Annotated in this window: 15 protein-coding genes, 1 tRNA gene and 1 pseudogene; 8 read left to right on the top strand and 9 right to left on the bottom strand. The window is 70.8% G+C overall.

The genetic code is table 11. From position 1 onward, the window contains the following. The 3 genes and pseudogenes from ABD437_RS25060 to ABD437_RS25050 all read left to right on the top strand — a co-directional run. A pseudogene (locus tag ABD437_RS25060) lies at nucleotides 1-180 on the top strand (SGNH/GDSL hydrolase family protein); the annotation flags it as partial. Nucleotides 181-302: 122 nt separating this feature from the next. Next, complete coding sequence (locus ABD437_RS25055) at nucleotides 303-1073, top strand: SGNH/GDSL hydrolase family protein (RefSeq protein ID WP_344651354.1); 771 nt, start codon at nucleotides 303-305, stop codon at nucleotides 1071-1073. Nucleotides 1074-1136: 63 nt separating this feature from the next. Beyond that, complete coding sequence (locus ABD437_RS25050) at nucleotides 1137-2369, top strand: acetyl-CoA C-acetyltransferase (protein ID WP_344651353.1); 1233 nt, start codon at nucleotides 1137-1139, stop codon at nucleotides 2367-2369. Here ABD437_RS25050 and ABD437_RS25045 read toward each other — a convergent pair. Beyond that, nucleotides 2366-2764 carry a nuclear transport factor 2 family protein gene (locus ABD437_RS25045; protein WP_344651352.1) on the bottom strand — a complete coding sequence of 133 codons (399 nt, stop codon included), beginning with the start codon at nucleotides 2762-2764 and terminating at the stop codon, nucleotides 2366-2368. The genes ABD437_RS25050 and ABD437_RS25045 overlap by 4 nt on opposite strands. A 91-nt stretch (nucleotides 2765-2855) precedes the next feature. Between ABD437_RS25045 and ABD437_RS25040 the strand changes: the two genes are divergently transcribed. Continuing rightward, on the top strand, nucleotides 2856-3371 hold the full coding sequence (locus ABD437_RS25040) for a TetR/AcrR family transcriptional regulator (protein WP_344651351.1): 516 nt from the start codon (nucleotides 2856-2858) through the stop codon (nucleotides 3369-3371). A gap of 87 nt (nucleotides 3372-3458) precedes the next feature. Here the strand turns inward: ABD437_RS25040 and ABD437_RS25035 are convergent, their stop codons facing one another. Next, nucleotides 3459-4457 (bottom strand): UDP-glucuronic acid decarboxylase family protein, encoded by a 999-nt coding sequence (locus ABD437_RS25035; protein WP_344651350.1) that lies wholly within the window; start codon nucleotides 4455-4457, stop codon nucleotides 3459-3461. Nucleotides 4458-4820: 363 nt separating this feature from the next. Between ABD437_RS25035 and ABD437_RS25030 the strand changes: the two genes are divergently transcribed. Genes ABD437_RS25030 through ABD437_RS25020 form a run of 3 tightly spaced genes read left to right on the top strand, consistent with a single transcriptional unit; the run spans nucleotide 4821 to nucleotide 9147 of the window. Next, nucleotides 4821-6833 (top strand): glycosyltransferase family 2 protein, encoded by a 2013-nt coding sequence (locus tag ABD437_RS25030; RefSeq protein ID WP_344651349.1) that lies wholly within the window; start codon nucleotides 4821-4823, stop codon nucleotides 6831-6833. Beyond that, complete coding sequence (gene galE, locus ABD437_RS25025; protein ID WP_344651348.1) at nucleotides 6830-7858, top strand: UDP-glucose 4-epimerase GalE; 1029 nt, start codon at nucleotides 6830-6832, stop codon at nucleotides 7856-7858. Before ABD437_RS25030 ends, galE begins: the two co-directional genes overlap by 4 nt. Beyond that, nucleotides 7858-9147: a UDP-glucose dehydrogenase family protein gene (locus ABD437_RS25020; RefSeq protein ID WP_344651347.1), complete on the top strand. Its 1290-nt coding sequence runs from the start codon at nucleotides 7858-7860 to the stop codon at nucleotides 9145-9147. Before galE ends, ABD437_RS25020 begins: the two co-directional genes overlap by 1 nt. Before the next feature lie 42 nt (nucleotides 9148-9189). Here the strand turns inward: ABD437_RS25020 and ABD437_RS25015 are convergent, their stop codons facing one another. From ABD437_RS25015 to ABD437_RS25005, 3 genes are read right to left on the bottom strand one after another with little or no spacing between them, the layout of a single operon-like run. Continuing rightward, nucleotides 9190-10959: a right-handed parallel beta-helix repeat-containing protein gene (locus ABD437_RS25015; protein WP_344651346.1), complete on the bottom strand. Its 1770-nt coding sequence runs from the start codon at nucleotides 10957-10959 to the stop codon at nucleotides 9190-9192. After that, entirely contained in the window at nucleotides 10956-11294 is a 339-nt protein-coding gene (locus ABD437_RS25010; RefSeq protein ID WP_344651345.1) for a hypothetical protein, read from the bottom strand. The genes ABD437_RS25015 and ABD437_RS25010 overlap by 4 nt, the downstream gene beginning before the upstream one ends. 41 nt (nucleotides 11295-11335) lie before the next feature. Continuing rightward, nucleotides 11336-12157, bottom strand: coding sequence for a Bax inhibitor-1/YccA family protein (locus ABD437_RS25005; protein ID WP_344651344.1), 822 nt, complete (start codon nucleotides 12155-12157; stop codon nucleotides 11336-11338). Nucleotides 12158-12425: 268 nt separating this feature from the next. Here ABD437_RS25005 and lysX point away from each other — a divergent pair, with 268 nt between their 5' ends. Beyond that, a complete protein-coding gene (gene lysX / locus ABD437_RS25000) occupies nucleotides 12426-15668 on the top strand; it encodes a bifunctional lysylphosphatidylglycerol synthetase/lysine--tRNA ligase LysX (RefSeq protein WP_344651343.1) in 3243 nt (1080 codons plus the stop codon). 7 nt (nucleotides 15669-15675) lie between these two features. On the opposite strand, the gene ABD437_RS24995 is transcribed toward lysX, so the two are convergent. The 4 genes from ABD437_RS24995 to ABD437_RS24980 form a co-directional block, all read right to left on the bottom strand. Continuing rightward, nucleotides 15676-15758, bottom strand: a tRNA-Leu gene (locus ABD437_RS24995). A 149-nt stretch (nucleotides 15759-15907) separates the two neighbouring features. Continuing rightward, nucleotides 15908-17395 (bottom strand): NAD(P)/FAD-dependent oxidoreductase, encoded by a 1488-nt coding sequence (locus tag ABD437_RS24990; RefSeq protein ID WP_344651342.1) that lies wholly within the window; start codon nucleotides 17393-17395, stop codon nucleotides 15908-15910. Nucleotides 17396-17648: 253 nt separating this feature from the next. Next, on the bottom strand, nucleotides 17649-18398 hold the full coding sequence (locus tag ABD437_RS24985) for a uracil-DNA glycosylase (protein ID WP_425558228.1): 750 nt from the start codon (nucleotides 18396-18398) through the stop codon (nucleotides 17649-17651). A 90-nt stretch (nucleotides 18399-18488) separates the two neighbouring features. After that, nucleotides 18489-19163, bottom strand: coding sequence for a dienelactone hydrolase family protein (locus ABD437_RS24980; RefSeq protein WP_344651341.1), 675 nt, complete (start codon nucleotides 19161-19163; stop codon nucleotides 18489-18491). Nucleotides 19164-19290: the final 127 nt, after the last annotated feature.

Raw genomic sequence — 19290 nt, 5'->3', positions numbered from 1 at the left:
GTGGCCGCGGCCGAAGCCGCCGGCACCGAGGTGGCGCCGGCCGAGGTCGCCGGGCGCGAACGAGGCCCGTGGGGACGGTGGGTCGAGTTGCGTCACCGCATCCGCCTGTTCGGCGGCGCTCCCACCGTGGGCACCGTCCCCGAGACACCGCCGGCCGACGCCGCACTCGGCACCGCCTGACGCCCTCCGAGCGGCGGTCGGATCGCACCGATTGGTCGCCCGGGGGCGGATTCCGAGGGAGAATGCGGGCACCGCGTTCGGAGTGGGTAGTACCCCGAACGGCGACCTAGAGGAGGCGACACGTGAAGCTGAGCACAGTTGCGGCCGGCGCTGCGACAGCGGCCGCGACCGCTGCGGGTGCGGCCGTCTCCGTACTGGCCATCGAAGGGCTCCTCGCGCGCCGGCGGCGGTACCTGTCGGCCGATCTGGCCCCGCCCGGATCGGGGGTCTTCGGCACCGGCCGGCCGCTCCGGCTGGCGCTGCTGGGTGACTCCACGGCGGCCGGGCTCGGCGTGCTGGTGACCGGCGAGACCGTCGGCGGGCGCCTGGCCGAGCTGCTCTCGTCCACCGGCCGCCGGGTGCACCTGTCGTCGGCCGCGGTGGCCGGGTCCCGCACCGCCGACCTGGACGCCCAGGTCGCGCGCGTTCTGGTGCACGGCGTCCCGGACGTGGCGGTGATCCTGGTGGGCGGTGAGGACGCGATCGCGTTCACCCCGCTCGACGTCGTGGAGGCCGAGTTGACCGCGACCGTGCGGCGGCTCGTGGCCGCCGGCTCAGCGGTGGTCGTCGGCACCTGTCCCGACCTCGGCGCGGCCCGCAACTTCGGCCAGCCGCTGCGCGAGATCATGGCCTGGTCGGGTCGCCGGGTGGCGGCCGCGTCGGCCCGGGCCGCGGCGGGCGCGGAGGCCGGCGTCGTCGACCTGGCCGGGCGTACCGGCGGGGTGTTCCGCGCCGACGGCGGCACGCTCTCGGCCGACGGTTACCACCCCTCGGCCGACGGTTACCAGCTCTGGGCGCTGGCGCTGTACCCGCTGGTCTATGAGGCGTCGCGCACAACGTCCGGGCAGCACTGATTTTTAACCTACCCAGCGGTAACGTGGCGAGCAGCCACAGTCACAGAAGCCTGGGAGGACGCCGTGCCTGAGTTCGCCGACCGCGACGCCGTCATCGTCGCCACCGCTCGGTCACCGATCGGACGGGCGATGAAGGGTTCGCTGAAGGACGTCCGCCCGGACGACTTGGCGGCGACGATCGTCCGCGCCGCACTCGACAAGGTGCCATCGCTCGACCCCACGACGATCGACGACCTGATCCTCGGGTGCGGCCTGCCCGGCGGCGAGCAGGGCTACAACATGGCCCGGGTCGTCGCGATCCTGCTGGGCTACGACACGCTGCCCGGCACCACCGTCACCCGGTACTGCTCCTCGTCGGTGCAGAGCACCCGGATGGCGTTCCACGCGATCAAGGCCGGCGAGGGTGACGCGTTCATCTCGGCCGGCGTCGAGACCGTCTCGCGGTTCGTGAAGGGCAGCTCGGACGGCCTGCCCGACACCACCAACCCGCTCTTCCTGGACGCCCGCAAGCGCACCGACGACTCGGCCGGCGGCGGAACCACCTGGCACGACCCGCGGAACGACGACACGCTCCCGGACGTCTACATCGCGATGGGCCAGACCGCCGAGAACCTCGCGCAGCTGAAGGGCGTCTCGCGCCGCGAGCAGGACGAGTTCGCGGTGCGGTCGCAGAACCTGGCCGAGAAGGCGATCGCGAACGGCCACTTCGCGCGCGAGATCACGCCGGTCACGCTGCCCGACGGCACGGTCGTGAGCACTGACGACGGCCCGCGGGCCGGCACCACCTACGAGAAGGTGGCCGGGCTCAAGCCGGTGTTCCGGCCGGACGGAACGGTCACGGCGGGCAACGCGTGCCCGCTGAACGACGGTGCGGCGGCCGTGATCATCGTGTCCGGTGCTCGCGCGCGCGAGTTGGGGCTCACCCCGCTCGCCCGGATCGTGTCGACCGGTGTCACCGGCCTCTCCCCCGAGATCATGGGGTACGGGCCGGTCGAGGCGTCGAAGCAGGCGCTGTCGCGGGCCGGGCTGGCGATCTCCGACATCGACCTGGTCGAGATCAACGAGGCGTTCGCGGCCCAGGTCATCCCGTCGTACCAGGACCTCGGCATCGACCTGGACAAGCTCAACGTGAGCGGCGGCGCGATCGCGCTCGGCCACCCGTTCGGCATGACCGGCGCACGCATCACCACCACGCTGCTCAACAACCTGCAGGCCCACGACAAGCAGTTCGGCCTGGAGACGATGTGCGTCGGTGGCGGCCAGGGCATGGCCCTGGTGCTCGAGCGCCTGAGCTAGGCCTTCAGCGGCTCCCGCCGGGCCGTCACGGTCCGGCGGGAGATCCGCCAGCCCTCGTCGGTGCGCACGACGACGTCGTCGTAGGTGACGCTGCCGACCGCGCCGCTGGTCGCGATCGAGAGCCCCTTCGAGAGCGCGCGAGCCCCGTCGGCGTGCTCGGTGACCACCACGTTCGTGACGTGATGAGCCAGTGGGTTCGCGTCCCCCAGTGCCCGGCCGGTCCGGATCACCGTCTCCAGGCCGTGGAGCGCGCCGTAGCCGAGATCACTCACGTCGTACACGACGTCCTTGGTGAACAGCTCGCGGTAGGCGTCGAGGTCACCGGCATCGGTGAGGTGCCCGTGCCGATTCACCAGGTCGGCGATCGCCAACCGGTCTTCCACGGTGAGAGTCATGTCGCTCCTAATCGGGGAGTTCCCCGTTTAGAGTAAACGGGGAACTCCCCGGATCGCTGGGAGAAATATGCGGGCCGACGCGGCACGGAACATGGGTTTGCTGGTGGCGGCGGCGCGGGCGCTGGTCGAGGAGGTCGGGCCGGACGTCGCGCTCGACGAGGTCGCCCGGCGCGCCGGGGTGGGTAACGCGACGCTGTACCGGCACTTCCCGACGCGCGGGGACCTGCTCGTGGCGGTCTACGCGGATGAGCTCGCCGCGCTCTGCGACCGTGCCGACCTCGACCACGCCGCACCGGGTGACGCGCTCTTCGAGTGGCTCGAGGCGTTCGTGGGGCACGTGGCGTCCAAGGGCTCGCTGGCCGAGGCGGCACCGGCCGAGCGTCGCACCGAGCTGTTCGACGAGTGGCACCGGCGCCTGCGCGAAACCTTGACGGGGCTGCTCGAACGGGCCCAGCGCAGCAGCGAGGTGCGCGCCGATCTCACGCCGGCCGATCTGGCCGCCGCCGCCGGCGGGATCGCGCGGTCCAGCACGGACACCGCGCAGGCGCACCGACTGCTCGGGTTCCTGCGGCGCGGGATCGCCGCCGGTCCGGCCCGCGACGGCTGACCGGGCCTACGACGGCCAACCGGGCCTACCGAGCCAAAGACGGACCCGAGAACCCGTCGACCCGGGAACCCGTCGTTGGCCCGGCCGTCAGGGGGTGAGGGCCTCGATGCCGCCGGGCTGGGCGCCGGTCAGCGCGGGCGCGGCGGCCAGCAACTCCTCCGGGCGGGAGCGGAACCACTCGATCGTGCGGCGGAGGCCCTCCTCGACCGGCACCCGGGGCTCCCAGCCGAGCAGTTGCCGGGCCAGCGTGATGTCGGGCCGGCGGCGGGTGGGGTCGTCGGTGGGTAAGGGGTGGTACTCGATCTGCGACGACGAGCCGGTGAGCGCCAGCACGACCGACGCCAGCCGCGCCACCGTCCACTCCACCGGGTTGCCGATGTTGACCGGCCCGCTGACCGAGCTGTCGATCATCGCCACGATCCCGTCGATCAGATCGTCGACGTAGCAGAAGCTGCGGGTCTGCTCCCCGTCGCCGTAGATCGTCAGCGGGTCGCCCACCAGCGCCTGGGTGATGAAACTCGTGACCACGCGGCCGTCCTGCGGGCGCATCCGCGGCCCGTAGGTGTTGAAGATCCGCACGATGCCGACGTTCAGGTCGTAGCTGCGCCGGTAGGCCATCGACACCGCCTCGGCGAACCGCTTGGCCTCGTCGTAGACGCTGCGCGGGCCGACCGGGTTGACGTTGCCCCAGTACTCCTCGCGCTGCGGGTGCACCACCGGGTCCCCGTACACCTCGCTGGTGGACGCCAGGACGAACCGGGCGGAGTCCCGGGCCGCGAGCCGCAGCGCGTGCTCGGTGCCGCGGCTGCCCACCGCGAGCGTCTCCAGCGGCATCCGGTGGTAGTCCGGCGGCGACGCCGGGCTGGCCAGGTGCGCGACCGCTCCGACCGGCCCCGCGACCTCGATCCCCTCGCTGACGTCGGTCTCGATCAGCGTGAACGCCGGGTCGGCGAGGAACGGCTCGACGTTCTCCGGGCGGCCGGTGGAGAAGTTGTCCAGGCACACCACCTGGTCGCCGCGCGCGAGCAGCCTCGCCACGAGATGGGAGCCGAGAAAACCGGCACCTCCGGTCACCGCCACGCGCATGTCATCCCCCAGGGAACTGGTTCCTGCCGTTCCCGACGTTGGGACGAACGACGTCGACACTGTACAGAGCAATCTCCGAATCGCCCAACTCAACCTTTCTGCCGATGCGGCATCAGCCATTTCGAAAACCGTTAACAACCATTTTTATGAATCGCTTATGAAGCCGACGACTGCGTCACATCGGTCACGTTTCCCCAGCGTAAAGGTGTAGAGAATGACCCAAGTGCACATATTGTCCGCTTGACCATTTCCTCGCTTACGCTTACGTTAACGCCCGTCCGCGAATCCATTCGCCCATTTCCAGCGACGCAGCGCTGCGCAACGGATTCCTTCAGTTCTGGCGTCGTCATGGTGGGAGTAGTGATGGTTCCGCCCTATTCGCCACCGAGAAATGAACCGGTTTGGCAGGCCTCGGACGCCATCGCCGCGGCCGCGGGCTGGGACGGCGCCGACGCGACGATGCTGATGGACCTCGGCTGGGACGACGCCGGCTACGGCCCCTACGACACGGCTCCGATCGGCGTCGGGTTCGTCGGCCGTGACCTGAACCAGACGATCCACCAGCTCTCCGGCGGCAAGGTGCTCAGCGCACCGGCCAGCGGACCGGCGATGCGCGCCCGGCGGGTGCGGCGCCACGCGCTGCTGCCCGGCACGTTCGTGCCGGCCCTCCGCCCGGCCCGGCGGTACCTCGTTCATCTGTGCACCGCCGGCTGGCTGGTGACGATGGTGTTCTTCTGGGTGTGGTGGCTGCGCCCCGAACACCGCCACGGCTGGGCCGGGCTGCTCATCAACAGCGCCCTGCTGGGCTACCTGTCGCTCTACCCGATCCTGCCGATCCTGCGGTTCAACAAGATCACCACGGTCAACCCGCAGCTGCCCGTGCCCTATCTCCGCGTCGCGTTCTGCGTCACGAAAGCGCCGTCCGAGCCCTGGGAGACGGCCCGCACCACGCTCGAGGCGATGCTCCGGCAGGACTTCCCGTACCGGTACGACGTCTGGATCTGCGACGAGGACCCCAGCGACGAGACGCTCGACTGGTGCCGTCGCCACGGCGTCCGCGTCTCCACCCGGCGCGGGCAGTTCGAGTACCAGCGCGACACCTGGCCCCGGCGCAAGAAGTGCAAGGAGGGCAACCTCGCGTACTTCTACGACCACTACGGCTACCGCGAGTACGACGTCGTCAGCCAGCTCGACTGCGACCACGTCCCCGGGCCGACCTACCTGCGCGAGATGGTGCGGCCGTTCGCCGACGACTCGATCGGCTACGTGGCCGCGCCCAGCGTCTGCGACACGAACGCGACGGCGTCCTGGTCGGCACGCGGGCGCCTCTACCGGGAGTCGAGCTTCCACGGGCCCTACCAGGCCGGTTGCAACGGCGGGTACGCGCCGTCGTGCATCGGTTCCCACTACGCCGTGCGGACGCGGGCGCTGCGTGACATCGGCGGCGTCGGACCCGAGCTGGCCGAGGACTTCACGACCACCTACCTGCTGAGCTCGGCCGGGTGGCAGGGCGCGTTCGCGCTGGACGCCGAGGCCCACGGCGAGGGGCCGCCGACGTTCGCCGCGATGCTCACCCAGGAGTTCCAGTGGTCGCGCAGCCTCACCACGGTGGCGCTGAGCATGACCAGGCACCTGCGCCGGATGCCCTGGTCGTTACGGCTGCGGTTCCTGCACGCGCTGCTGTACTACCCGCTGCTGACGCTGACGACCGCCGCGGGGCTCTTCCTCGCGCCGTTCGCCGTCCTCACCGGCCTGCAGTGGGTCGACGTGCCCTATCTGGAGTTCCTGCTGCGCTGGGGCGCGGTGAACATCTGGTTGATCGGGGTGGTCCTCCTGCTGCGCGGCGGCGGGGTGCGACGACCGAACAGCGCGCCGATCGTCAGCTGGGAAGACTGGCTGTACATGCTCACCCGCTGGCCGCTGAACCTGCGTGGTGTGCTCGCGGCCGCCGTCCAGCGGGTCCGGCCGCGCCCGATCAACTTCCGGGTGACGCCGAAGGGCAGCGACGGCTTCGAGAAGCTGCCCACCAGCCTGATGGTGCCGTACTTCGTGATCAGCCTCGCGCTGTCGGGCACCGCGCTGGTCGGTGAGCTCGTGCTGCACACCCGCTCCGGCGGTTACCTGCTGCTGACGCTGGCGGCCGCGAACGCCTACACACTCGTGGGTCTCGCGGTGCCGTGGTTGCACGCGCGGGAAGCCGCACGCAACGCACGCGTCGGCTTCTTCGCGGCGTTCGGCAAGACCGTGCCGCTGCCGTTCACGCTGGCGCTCCTGGTCGTGATCCCGTTCGCGCTGGCCGTCGCCAACTACCCGTTCGAATTCCTCCGGACGCTGTTCCAACTCGACGACCTGATCCGCTTGAAGGACCTCCTATGACCGTCTTAGTGACCGGCGGAGCCGGTTTCATCGGCAGCCACACCTGTGTGGAGCTGCTCGAACACGGCCACGAAGTCATCGTCGTCGACGACTTCTCGAACAGCTCACCCACCGCGCTGACCCGCGTCGACGAGGCGGCCGGCCGCCCGGTGACCGCGCTCTACGAAGGCGACCTGCGGAACGAGTCGCTGCTCGAGCGGGTGTTCGCGCACCACGAGATCGACGCGGTGATCCACTTCGCCGCCAAGAAGGCGGTCGGCGAATCCGTCGACATCCCGCTGGAGTACTACGACATCAACGTCTCCGCGACGACGGTGCTGCTGCGCACGATGCTGGCGCACGGCGTCGACAAGCTGGTGTTCTCGTCGAGCTGTTCGATCTACGGGCAGACCGAGACCGTGCCGCTCGGCGAGTCCGAACCGGCCGCGCCGACGAACCCGTACGCGCGCTCCAAGTGGTTCTGCGAGAACATCATCGCCGACGCCTGCCGCCGGTACCCGCAGCTGAACGCGGTCGCGCTGCGGTACTTCAACCCGGTGGGCGCGCACTCGTCCGGCCTGCTCGGTGAGGACCCGGCCGGCGTGCCCAACAACGTGATGCCGTACATGATGCAGGTCGCGATCGGGCGCCGCGCCGAGCTGCAGGTCTTCGGCGGTGACTACGCCACCGAGGACGGCACGTGCGTCCGCGACTACATCCACGTGATGGACGTCGCCGACGGCCACCGGGTCGCGCTGGAGAAGCTCGGCACCGGCTTCGACGTCTTCAACCTCGGCACCGGCGTCGGGACGTCGGTGCTCGGGTTGGTGCGTGCGTTCGAGGAGGCCTGTGGCGTGTCGATCCCGCACCGGATCGTCGAGCGGCGGGCCGGTGACGTGCCCAAACTGATCGCCGACCCGACCAGGGTGGCCGACGCGTGGGGCTGGCGCACCACCCGCGACCTGCCCACGATGGTGCGCGACGCCTGGGGGTTCCAGCGGCTGAACCCGTACGGCTACGAGACCCTCGCGCTGGAGAGTGCCTGATGCGTCTGACCGTCATCGGCACCGGTTACCTGGGCGCCGTCCACGCCGCGTGCATGGCCGAGATCGGGCACGAGGTGCTCGGCGTCGACGTCGACGAGGCGAAGATCGCGGCGCTGGCCGAGGGGCGGGCCCCGTTCTACGAGCCCGGCTTCCCCGAGGTGCTCGCGCGGAACCTGGAGAACGGGCGGCTGCGGTTCGGCACGTCGCTGGCCGAGGCCGCCGCGTTCGGCGACGTCCACTTCGTCTGCGTGGGGACACCGCAGCGGCCGGGGTCGCACGCGGCCGATCTGCGCTACGTGGACGCCGTGGTCGGCGGCCTGGCGCCCCACCTGCGCCCGGGCGCGCTCGTCGTCGGCAAGTCGACGGTGCCGGTGGGGACGGCGGCGCGGCTGGCCGGGTCCGTTCCGGCGCTGGCCTGGAACCCGGAGTTCCTGCGCGAGGGCTTCGCGGTGGAGGACACGCTGCGACCGGACCGGCTGGTGGTGGGCGTGACCTCCGCGGCCGACGAGCAGGTGCTGCGCGACGTGTACGCGCCGATCCTGGCCACCGGCACACCGTGGGTGAGCACCGACCCGGCGACCGCCGAGCTCGTCAAGGTGGCCGCGAACTCGTTCCTGGCGACGAAGATCTCGTTCATCAACGCGATGGCGGAGATCTGCGAGGCCACCGGCGCCGACGTCACCACGCTGGCCAGCGCGATCGGGTACGACGCCCGGATCGGGAACCGGTTCCTGCGGGCCGGCGTCGGGTTCGGTGGTGGCTGCCTGCCCAAGGACATCCGGGCGTTCCGGCACCGGGCGTCCGAGCTGGGCCTCGCGGACTCCGTGCGGTTCCTGCACGAGGTCGACGAGATCAACCAGCGCCGTCGCACGCGGGCGGTCGACCTGGCGCGGGAACTGGCCGGCGGTTCGTTCGCCGGAACCTCGGTCACCGTGCTCGGGGCCACGTTCAAACCCGACAGCGACGACATCCGGGACTCGCCCGCGTTGGCCGTGGCGAACGCGATCCGGGCGGAGGGCGCGCGGGTGACCGTGCACGACCCGCAGGGCATCGACAACGCGCGGGCCGCGTACCCCGACCTGGACTACTCCCCGAAGGCCCAGAAGGCGTGCGAGGGCGCGCACGTGGTCGTGCTCGCCACCGAATGGGCCGAGTACCGGGAACTCGACCCGGCCGCGGTTCGTGAAGTGGTGGCCGCACCGGCACTCGTCGACGCCCGGAATGCACTTGATCTGCCGGTTTGGCGCGCGGCTGGCTGGGAAGTGCGGGCTCTGGGTCGCTCCCTCTGAAGACCGGGCGGGTCGTGAGTTGCCCCCACGACCCGCCCCTTTTCAGTCCACTCGCGACGACGGAACCCGGATCGTCTCCGGCGCCACCGGGCTCGGCGGCCGGCGTCGGAAGCGGGTCACCACCAGCAGCAGGCCGACCAGGGTCAGCAGCGTGAACGCGACCACCCAGAGCCACCCGCGGCCGCCGACCGGCGCGGACGGTGCCGGCACGGTGGCCGGTTGCGCCGCGCCGATGCTCACCGGCCGGTCGGAGAGGACCGCTCCGAAGTAGTCGACGGTGTCGTCCGCGAGGTCCAGGTTCTCCCCGGCACCTCCGGCCGGCGAGTCGCCGGCCAGCGCGAACTGGGCCACGTCGGTGATCCGGGCCGGGTCGGTGACCCGCGGCGACGCCGACGCGTCCTGCAGCTTCGGGTCGACGTCGATACCGGTGTCGTACTTCTCTTCGCCGGTGGCCTCCCGCCACTCGGCGAGCGAACGGTACCGGGCGTCGCCCCACTCGAACGCCGCCCCTCCCCCGTCGCGGAAGTACGCGTTGCCCCGCAGCAGCACCTGCTCGGTGGTGAAGTCGGACGCGCTGAGCGCGGCCCCGCCGCTCTGCGAGAGCAGGATGTTGTTCCGCAGCGTGACGCCGGTCAGCCCGTCCACCAGCTTGACCGCCGCCGGACGGTGCGAACCGCTGCCCCGGGTGACGATCGTGTTGTGGTAGATCGCGGTGTCGGCGACCCGGCCGGCGACGGTCAGACCGCCGTACCAGCCGTTGCCGCGCACGTCGTCGACGCTGACGTTGAACCGCACCGTGTTCCCGCGCTGGGCGGTGTTGTCCCGGGCGGTGAAGACCAGCAGGCCGGGGCCGTCGTTCTCGTACGACAGGTTGTACTGCAGTGAGGAGTTCGACGTGTTCTGGTCCAGGTCGAACCCGCCGCCGTCGGCCGTGGTGCCGGTGCGGTTGCGGTAGGCCAGGTTGCGCTGGATCGTCACACCGGTCGAGTCGTAGGCCCAGATACCGACCGGCCCCTCGCTGGTGGAGGCGCTCGAGGCCCCGTTGGCGTAGGCGGACGACTGCTCGATCACGCCCTGGTCCACCGAGCCGAGCACGATGCCGCTGCCGCTGTGCGTGGTGGTGTTCTGCGGGTTGCCGGCGTTGTCGTACGCGGCGACGCGCTGGATCCGCACGTTCCGGTGGGCGTAGGTGGGGTTCGTCGCGTCGAACTCCGGGCCGTAGGTCAGCAGGCCCTCGTCCCGGTTGCCGTGCACCCGCGTGTCGGTGACCGTGACGTCCTGGAAGCCGCGACCGGGTGCGGCGCCGGCTAACGAGATGCCGATCTGGAAGCCGCTCACGTCGACGTCGCTGATCACGATGCCGGTGGGCCGGGTCGGCACCTTGTCGTCGGCGTAGAACAGGATGCCGCTCCACGCGTCGTACGTGGTGGCGTCGCCGACGACGTCCAGGCCGCGGATCGTGATGCCGCCGGCGTCGTAGACCTTGATCGCCTCGAGGTTGCTGGCCTTGATCGTGGCGCGGCCGGTGCCGTAGGTGCCGATCGTGGCGCCCGCGTCCTCCGGCATCAGCAGCAGCTGCCCGTCGAACTGCGCGCCGCCCTGCAGGAGCAGCTGGTCGCCGGCCTGGAACCGCTCGAGGTTGGCCCGGGCGAGCGTCCGCCACGGGGTGGTCTCGGTGAGGCCGTCGGCGGCGTCGTTGCCGAGCGGGCTCAGGTAGAAGGTGCGCCCGGGCGCCGCACCGGCGGCGCCCGGGGTGGTGAGGATGGCCGCCGCGGCGGCCAGCACCACCGCGAGGCCGAGCCGTAACTTCACAGAGCGGCCCGCAGGGCGTCGAGACTTCTGGTCACGCGGTCGAGCTCCTCCGCGTCCGGATCGGCCGCGACGAGGTCGTTGCCGAGCACAGTGAGCTGGTCAACCAGTGCTCCGGGCTCGGCCGTCCGCGGCACCGCCCGGCGCGGCTGTCCCTCGGCGTCAGCGCCGAGGTCTGCCAGCACCTGTACCACGACGTGGAGCCGGTCGGCGACGGTCACGCCCTCATCCAGTGCCGATCCAGAGGTCACGCACAGCGCCGACACAGCATCCACCAGCAACGGCGACGCCGCCGCGGAGAACCGCGGCGGCGTCCAGTACGACAGCAGGGTGGTCAACCGGCCCACCGAGCGGCGGAACCGGTCGACCTGGGCCGGAATCAATCCCGGAAGTACGACAGCAGTCGCAGGATCTCCAGGTACAGCCAGATCAGCCCGACGACGATGCCGAACGCCGACAGCCAGGCGTACTTCTTGTCGGCACCGGCCGCGGCCAGCTCCTCGATCTGCTTGAAGTCGAGGGCGAACGTCAGCGCGGCGATGCAGATGCAGACCAGGCTGAAGATGATCGCGATGTTGCCACCGTCGCGGAGACCGAAGCCACCGTCGATGAACAGGCTCGCGACGAAGTTCGCCAGCATGAGCACGACGACGCCGATCAGCGCGCCGATGACCATCTTCGCGAAGAACGGGGTGACCCGGATGATCTTGAACTTGTAGAGCGCGGCCATCGTGAAGAACACGCCGAACGTGCCGATCACGGCCTGGATCACGATGCCGGGATAAAGCGACTCGAACGACTGGCTGATGACACCGAGGAACAGGCCCTCGGCCGCCGCGTAGGTGAGGATCAGGGCCGGGTTGGTGAGGCCCATGAACGAGATGACCAGGCCCAGCACGAGCCCGACCATCGCGGCGGCGATGGCGACGCCGACCGAGATGCTGTCCGGCAGGACGAACCAGCCGATACCGCCGAACACACCGACGACGGCGAGCATCGCCACGGTGCGGACGACGACGTCGTCGATGGTCATCCGGCCCGCTACCGGCGGGGCGTACTGCTGCGCGTATTCCGGTGACTGAGGGTAACCAGCCGGGGCGCCGTAGCCGCCGTAGGGCTGCTGCGCCGGTGCCCGGTGGAAGGTCGCGTGCTGGGCTGACCGGTCAGCCAGCCTGCTCAGCACGGGGTTGCTGCTCTTCACGACGCCTCCTCGGCCTGGACGGCCAACGTCATAGGCCGACCTCGCTGGTCGGGGACCTTAATCGTAGCGCGGGGCAACACGAAGGCTCAGGGTGTGCAACCCCGGTTCTCAGCCGCTTGCCAGGTTCGCCGCCGCAATCGCAAGCAGTCCGGTGACCGGCGCCTCGTGATCGTCGGAAATCGGTTGCAGGACTCCACTACTGACCGTGCCGAAATCGGGTACCGACCCCGCACCGAGCCCAAACCGGGGCGTGTGGGAGTTTCCGCGGATGGACGAGCGGGTGACGTCGTGGTCGGGGCGCGTGCTCACGGTCGCCGGGGTATGGCTCGTGCTGAGCTTCCCGCTGCGCCGGCACACCTGGGTGCAGTGGATCGACGCGGTGTTCGAGCTGCTGAACGTGCCGACCGCGCGCAACCTGTTCGTGATCGTGGCGTTGCTGCTGCTCGGCAGCGCGCTCCGGCGTCGGCTGCGGCCGGCGTTGATCGTGGTGATCGCCTACCAGCTGGCGGCGGGGCTGCTGCAGCTGCCGGTCGTCGCGATCGCGGCGGCGAACTGGTCGAACCTGGAGGCCGCCGACCTCGACCTCAACCAGCTCGAGGTGATGCTGACCGCGGTCTCGGCCGTGGTCGGCGTCGTGCTCGGCGTCGCGCTGCTGCGTGTGCGTGGCGCATTTCCGGCCCGGCTCGCTCCCGGCTCCCGGCGGGCGGCGCTCGCGGTGCTGACCGGAGGGCTGATCGCGGCCTGGGCGACCACGTTCTGGCTCACGCAGCTGTTCCCGCACACGCTGAGCGGCGTCCGCGAGCGTCTGACCTGGTCCACCCGCTCGGCGTTCGGGTTCACCGCCGCCGGTGACCAGGCCGGCCTGAACGGGCACACCGGCCACCACTGGGTGGCGGTGATCGGCGGAACGCTGTCGGCGGTGGCGCTGCTCGCCGCCGTCGCGGTGTTCCTCCGGGCCGCGCGGGCCGCCCAGTACCTCGGGGCCGACGACGAACTGGCGGTGCGGCGGCTACTGCTGGAGAGCGGCGAACGTGACTCGCTCGGCTACTTCGCGACCCGCCGCGACAAGTCGGTGGTCTTCTCCCCCGACGGCCGGGCGGCCGTCACCTACCGCGTGGTGACCTCGGTGAGCCTGGCCAGCGCCGACCCGATCGGGCACCCGGCGTCCTGGCCCGCCGCGATCGAGGCGTGGCTCGCGGACGCCCGGGGGCACGGCTGGTTCCCCGCCGTGCTCTCCGCGAGCGAGGCCGGCGCGAGCGCCTACGTCGACGCCGGGCTGAAAGCGCTGAACCTGGGCGACGAGGCGATCGTCGACGTCGAGGACTTCACGCTCGACGGCCGCACGATGCGCCCGGTCCGGCAGGCCGTCACCCGGATCCGGCGGGCCGGGTACACGCTGGTGGCCCGGCGCCACGACGCGGTCGGGCCCGACGAGTGGGCGGTGCTCGAACGGAAGGCCGAGGAGTGGCGCGGCGACGCACCCGAGCGCGGGTTCTCGATGGCGCTCGGCCGGTTCGGTGACCCCAGCGACGAACGCTGCGTGCTGGTCACCGCCCACGACGCGCAGGGCGACCTCCGCGGATTGCTGTCGTTCGTGCCGTGGGGCACCCGGGGCCTGTCGCTGGATCTGATGCGCCGGGACCGGGACGCCGAGAACGGGCTCAACGAGTTCATGGTCGCCGGGCTCGTCGAGGCGTGCCCGGGCCTGGGCGTCAGCCGGATCTCGCTGAACTTCGCGATGTTCCGCTCGGTGTTCAGCTCGGCCGACCGCGTCGGCGCGGGCCCGGTCACCCGGCTGAGTGACGCGGTGCTGTCGGTCGCGTCGCGGTTCTGGCAGCTGGAGTCGCTCTACCGGTCCAACGCGAAGTACCTGCCGGCCTGGCTGCCGCGGTTCGTCTGTTACGACTCCTCGCTGACGCTGACCCGCGCGGCCGTGGCCGCCGGCATGGCCGAGGGTTTCCTGCCCGCCCTGACGCCGACCGGGCGGCCGCTCGAGGACGGTTTCGCCGCGGCCGTGAACAGGCAGGAGCAGGACCGGCTCCGCCCCGCCCGGCCGCAGTACCGCCTCAACCAGCAGCAACGCGCCCGCCGCGCGAAAGCCGAGCTGCTCGACGACCCGTATCCGGTGCGGGTGCCGCGGACCGTGTCGCTGAGCGAGGTCAGGGCCGCACACGGCGGGCTGACCCCGGGCGCACGCACGGGCACGTCGGTGAGCGTCACCGGGCGGGTGCGTGCCCTGCGTGACCTGGGCGGCGTCAGCTTCGGCGTGATCCAGGAGGACGGCGTCACGCTGCAGGTGATGCTCACCGCGGACGGCACGCCGGAGAGCGTCCGCGGACAGTGGAAACGCGCCGTCGACCTCGGCGACCACGTCGCGGTGACCGGCGAGGTGATCACCTCCGACCGGGGCGAACTATCGGTGCTGGCGGCGGAGTGGACGATGGCCGCCAAGTGCCTGCGGCCGCTGCCCGACGCGCACGCCGGCTTCTCCGACCCGGAGGCCCGGGTGCGTCAGCGTTACCTCGACCTGCTGGTCAACGACGACGCGATGCGTGTGCTGACCCAACGCAGCACCGCGGTACGCGCGCTGCGCGACGGGTTCGCCGCCCGCGGGTTCACCGAGGTCGAGACGCCGATGCTGCAAGCCGTGCACGGCGGCGCCGCGGCCCGTCCGTTCCGCACCCACATCAACGCGTACGACACCGACCTCTACCTGCGGATCGCGCCCGAGCTCTACCTCAAGCGGCTCTGCGTCGCCGGGATGTCGAAGGTCTTCGAACTCAACCGCAACTTCCGCAACGAAGGCGCCGACGCCACCCACAACCCGGAGTTCACCGCGCTCGAGGCCTACCAGGCCCACGCCGACTACACCGACATGCGTGAACTGACCCGCGCGCTCATCCTCGACGTCGCGACCGCCGTGCACGGCTCACCGGTCGCGGTGCGCCCCGACGGGCCGGTCGACCTCACCGCGCCGTGGCCGGTGATCACGGTGCACGACGCGATCAGCCGCGCGACCGGCGCCCGGCTCACGCCGGACACCCCGGTCGACGACTACCGGCACGTCTGCGCGGACCACCACGTCAACGCTCCGGCCGACGCGACGCCGGGCGAGCTCGCGGCCGCGCTCTACGACGCGCTCGTCGAGAAGAACACGACCTACCCGACGTTCTACGTCGACTTCCCGCTCGACACCTCGCCGCTGACCCGCACCCACCGCGACGATCCGCGGCTGGCCGAACGCTGGGACCTGGTCGCGTACGGCGCCGAGCTGGGGACGGCCTACTCGGAGCTCGTCGACCCGATCGACCAGCGCGAACGTCTGACCACGCAGTCGATCAAGGCCGCCGCGGGCGACCCCGAGGCCATGCAGATCGACGAGGCGTTCCTGACCGCGCTGGAGTACGCGATGCCGCCGACGGGCGGGCTGGGGCTGGGCGTCGACCGGCTGGTGATGTTCCTGACCGGCACCAGCATCCGCGCGACGCTGGCCTTCCCGTTCCACAAGTAGCTTTCAGTGCCCGGAGCGGGACTCGAACCCGCACGCTCTCTCGAGCAGCCGTTTTTAAGACGGCCGTGTCTGCCATTCCACCATCCGGACTCGGCAATCACCGTACGGGGACGAACCCCGCCGGTGTATCGGCTTTGCCAGAAGTGGGATCGGTCAGTCAGGCCATAAGTGAACAGGTAACGTCGCCCGGCAACCGGCCGGGCGACGTTCTGCAACCATCGCGTATCTACCGGTGTTTACTAGCGGGCGACCGGGGCCTTCTCCGGCGCCTTGTCCGCCGCCTCGGCGGGCTCGGCCGGCTTGACCGCCTCGGCCGGCTTGGCGGCTTCCGCGGGCTTGGCCGGTTCGGCGTCGCCGGCCTTGCCGCCGGCGGGCGGGGCCGGGGTGGCGGTCGGCTTGGCCGCCGGGGTGGGCGTCGCGAACAGCTCGAAGCTGGCCCGCGGGTCGTGCAGCTGACCCAGCGCGACGACCTCGCGGCGCAGGAACAGCGCGAGCGTCCAGTCGGCGAGCACCCGCACCTTGCGGTTGAAGGTGGGGACCCGGCTCAGGTGGTACGAGCGGTGCATGAACCAGGCCGCGAAGCCCTTGGTCTTGATGCCGTAGACCTGCGCGACACCCTTGTACAGGCCGAGGCTCGCCACCGAACCGACGTGCTTGTGCCGGTAGTCCTCCGGCTGGCCGCCGTTGAGCAGGATGCCGAGGTTGGCACCGAGCCGCTTGGCCTGACGGACCGCGTGCTGCGCGCTCGGCGAGCAGGTCGCGCCCGGCGTCTCGGAGCTCAGGTCGGGCACCGCGGCGCAGTCACCGGCACTCCACGCGCCTTCGATGACCTTGCCGTCGGGGTCGACGACCTGCAGCGTCGGCAGGCAGGTCACCCGGCCGCGCTCGTCCAGCGGTAGGTCGGTGTTGGCCAGCATCGGGTGCGCCTTGACGCCGGCGGTCCAGACGATCGTCCGCGACGGGAACTCGTCGCCGTCGGAGAGCTTGACGATGCCGTCCTCGCAGGACTGCAGGAACGTGTTGAGCCGGATGTCGATGCCCCGGTCGAGCAGCCGCTGCACGGTGTAGGCGCCCATCTCGGGGCCCACCTCGGGCAGGATCCGCTGGCTCGCCTCGACCAGCACGAACCGGATGTCGGACTGACTGAGCGTCTCGTAGTACTTGACCGCGTCGCGGACCATGTCCTCGAGCTCGGCCAGCGCCTCGATGCCGGCGTAACCACCGCCGACGAACGTGAACGTGGTGGCGGCCTTGCGCAGCTCCGGGTCGTCGGTGCTGTCGGCGGCGTCGAGCTCACCGAGCACCTGGTTACGGAGGTAGATGGCCTCACCGATGGTCTTGAAGCCGACCGCGTGCTCTTTCAGGCCCGGGATGGGCAGCGTCCGGGACACCGAGCCCGGCGCGAGAATGATGTGGTCGTACGTCAGCTCGTACGAGTTGCCCACCACCGGCGTGATGTGGGCCGTCTTGCGGGAGTGGTCCACGCTGTCGACGTAACCGGTGATGATGTGGGCGTGCCGCAGCGTCTTGCGGAGCGGTGCCACCACGTGGCGGGGCTCCAGGTTGCCGGCGGCGGCCTCGGGGAGGAACGGCTGATAGGTCATGTGAGGCTGTGGATCGACGACGGTGATCCGCGCCTTCTTCGCCTTCTTCTGCAGCTCCAACGCCGTGTACATACCGACGTACCCACCACCGACGACGAGGATGTGCGGTCGATCCGCGCTCATGCCTCTCTACCTTCCGCGCTTGCGGCGGCGCCGGTTCTGGCGCCGTCAGGCTTGCTCCGGACCCGCTCTGGTCCCGACTCGTAAAAAGCGTAACCACGGGCTCTTGAACGATTCGTTGCGCGGTCGCGCGATGCGACCGCCGACACATTTCCCCGGCTACCCGTGACTGAGCGCTCGACACCTCAGCGGCCTCGAACGATGTCCCCGTTCACAGTTTTGACCGCCGGTCACCCGTCCAAACCGATCCGGATTCTCACATCTGTGTCAATGCTTTGGCCTGGGCGAATATTCCATCGAGCATAGGCTCGGTCAGCACGCCCGTGAAGGTGTTCTGCTGGCTCACGTGGTAGCAGCCGAGCATCGTGACGCCGGTTCCCGGCACCGCCACGGCAGCCCCGTGGCCGAACTTGGGGCGCGGCCGCGGCGCGGTTCCGCCGAGCGCGCCGACCACCGGCCAGAACGACGTCCAGGCGAACGCACCGAGCGCGACGATCACCCGGAGCGTCGGTTTCAGTAGTTCGAGTTCGCGAACCAGCCAGGGAGCGCAGGTGTCCCGCTCCGGCGGGGTCGGCTTGTTGGCCGGCGGCGCGCACCGGACCGCGGCGACGATCCGGACGTCGTCGAGTTCGAGGCCGTCGTCGACCGAGACGCTCGTGGGTTGGTTGGCCAGCCCGGCGCGGTGAAGTGCCGCGTAGAGCCAGTCGCCCGACCGGTCGCCGGTGAACACGCGCCCGGTGCGGTTCGCGCCGTGAGCGGCCGGCGCCAGGCCCAGGACGAGTATTCGGGCGTCCGGCGGGCCGAATCCCGGTGCCGGGCGGCCCCAGTAGGTCTGGTCGGCGAAGGCGGCCCGCTTCTCGACCGCGACCCGCTCGCGCCACTCCACCAGGCGCTCACAGGCGCGGCAGTGGGCGACGCAGGCGTCCAGCGCGTCCAGGTCGGACGCATGAGCGGCCAGCGTCCGCACCCGGTCGGCATCCCCGGCCACCGGCGCGTCCGCCGCCAGGTACGAAGGTCGTCCCACGCCCCAAACCTATGCCGGGCAGCAAACGGGGGCGTGGAGGGCACCGGCCCTCCACGCCCCCTTCTTCTCGCGTCAGGACGTGCGGCGGAGGACTTCCAAGGTGCGGGCCCAGGCGGTGGCGGCCGCGTGGGGGTCGTAGCTGTCCGGGCGGTCGTCGTTGTAGAAACCGCGCTTGGTGCCGGGGTACTCGTGGACCGTCAGGTCACCACCGGCGGCCTCGACCGCCTTCTTGGCCAGCTCCAGCTCCGGGCCGGTGGTGGCCGCGTCCTCGTCGGCGGCGTGCACGATCGCGGTCGTGCCGCTGAACGCGGACCAGTTCGGGGGGGTCGGCTGCCACGGCACGAGGGGGTAGAACGCGCCGGCGGCCACCACGTCGTCGGTCAGGCCCGCGGCGAACAGGGCCAGCGAACCGCCGAGGCCGAAGCCGACCGCGCCGATTCTGGTCTGCACGGTGTCGGCCAGGAAGCGGGTGGCTCCGATCAGGTCGGCCGCGACCCGGTCGGCGGAGAGGTCCTCGGCCAGTCTCTGCGCCTCGTCGGCGTCGCTCACCACCGTGCCGCCGTAGACGTCCGGCGCCAAGGCCACGAAGCCTTCGCCGGCTAAACGGTCGGCTACCGACTTGATCTGCCCGCCCAGACCCCACCAGGCGGGAAGCACCAGGATGCCCGGCCCGCTCTCGCTGTCCGGCCGCGCTAGGTAGCCGTCCGCCGTACCGCCATCAGTTCGAAAACTTACGTTCTCACCCACGGCAGACTCCCTTCGATTGGCGTCACCCAATCACGCGAGTGGACCCCACGGAAGGAGATCCGGCGCTACGTCACAATCGACATCAACACCCCTGAATCGATGCGGAAGGGGCGTCGGTCCCCGTTCT

This window comes from Cryptosporangium japonicum, from assembly GCF_039524755.1.
Lineage (GTDB): Bacteria > Actinomycetota > Actinomycetes > Mycobacteriales > Cryptosporangiaceae > Cryptosporangium > Cryptosporangium japonicum.
This window is presented reverse-complemented; position numbering and strand designations above follow the sequence as displayed.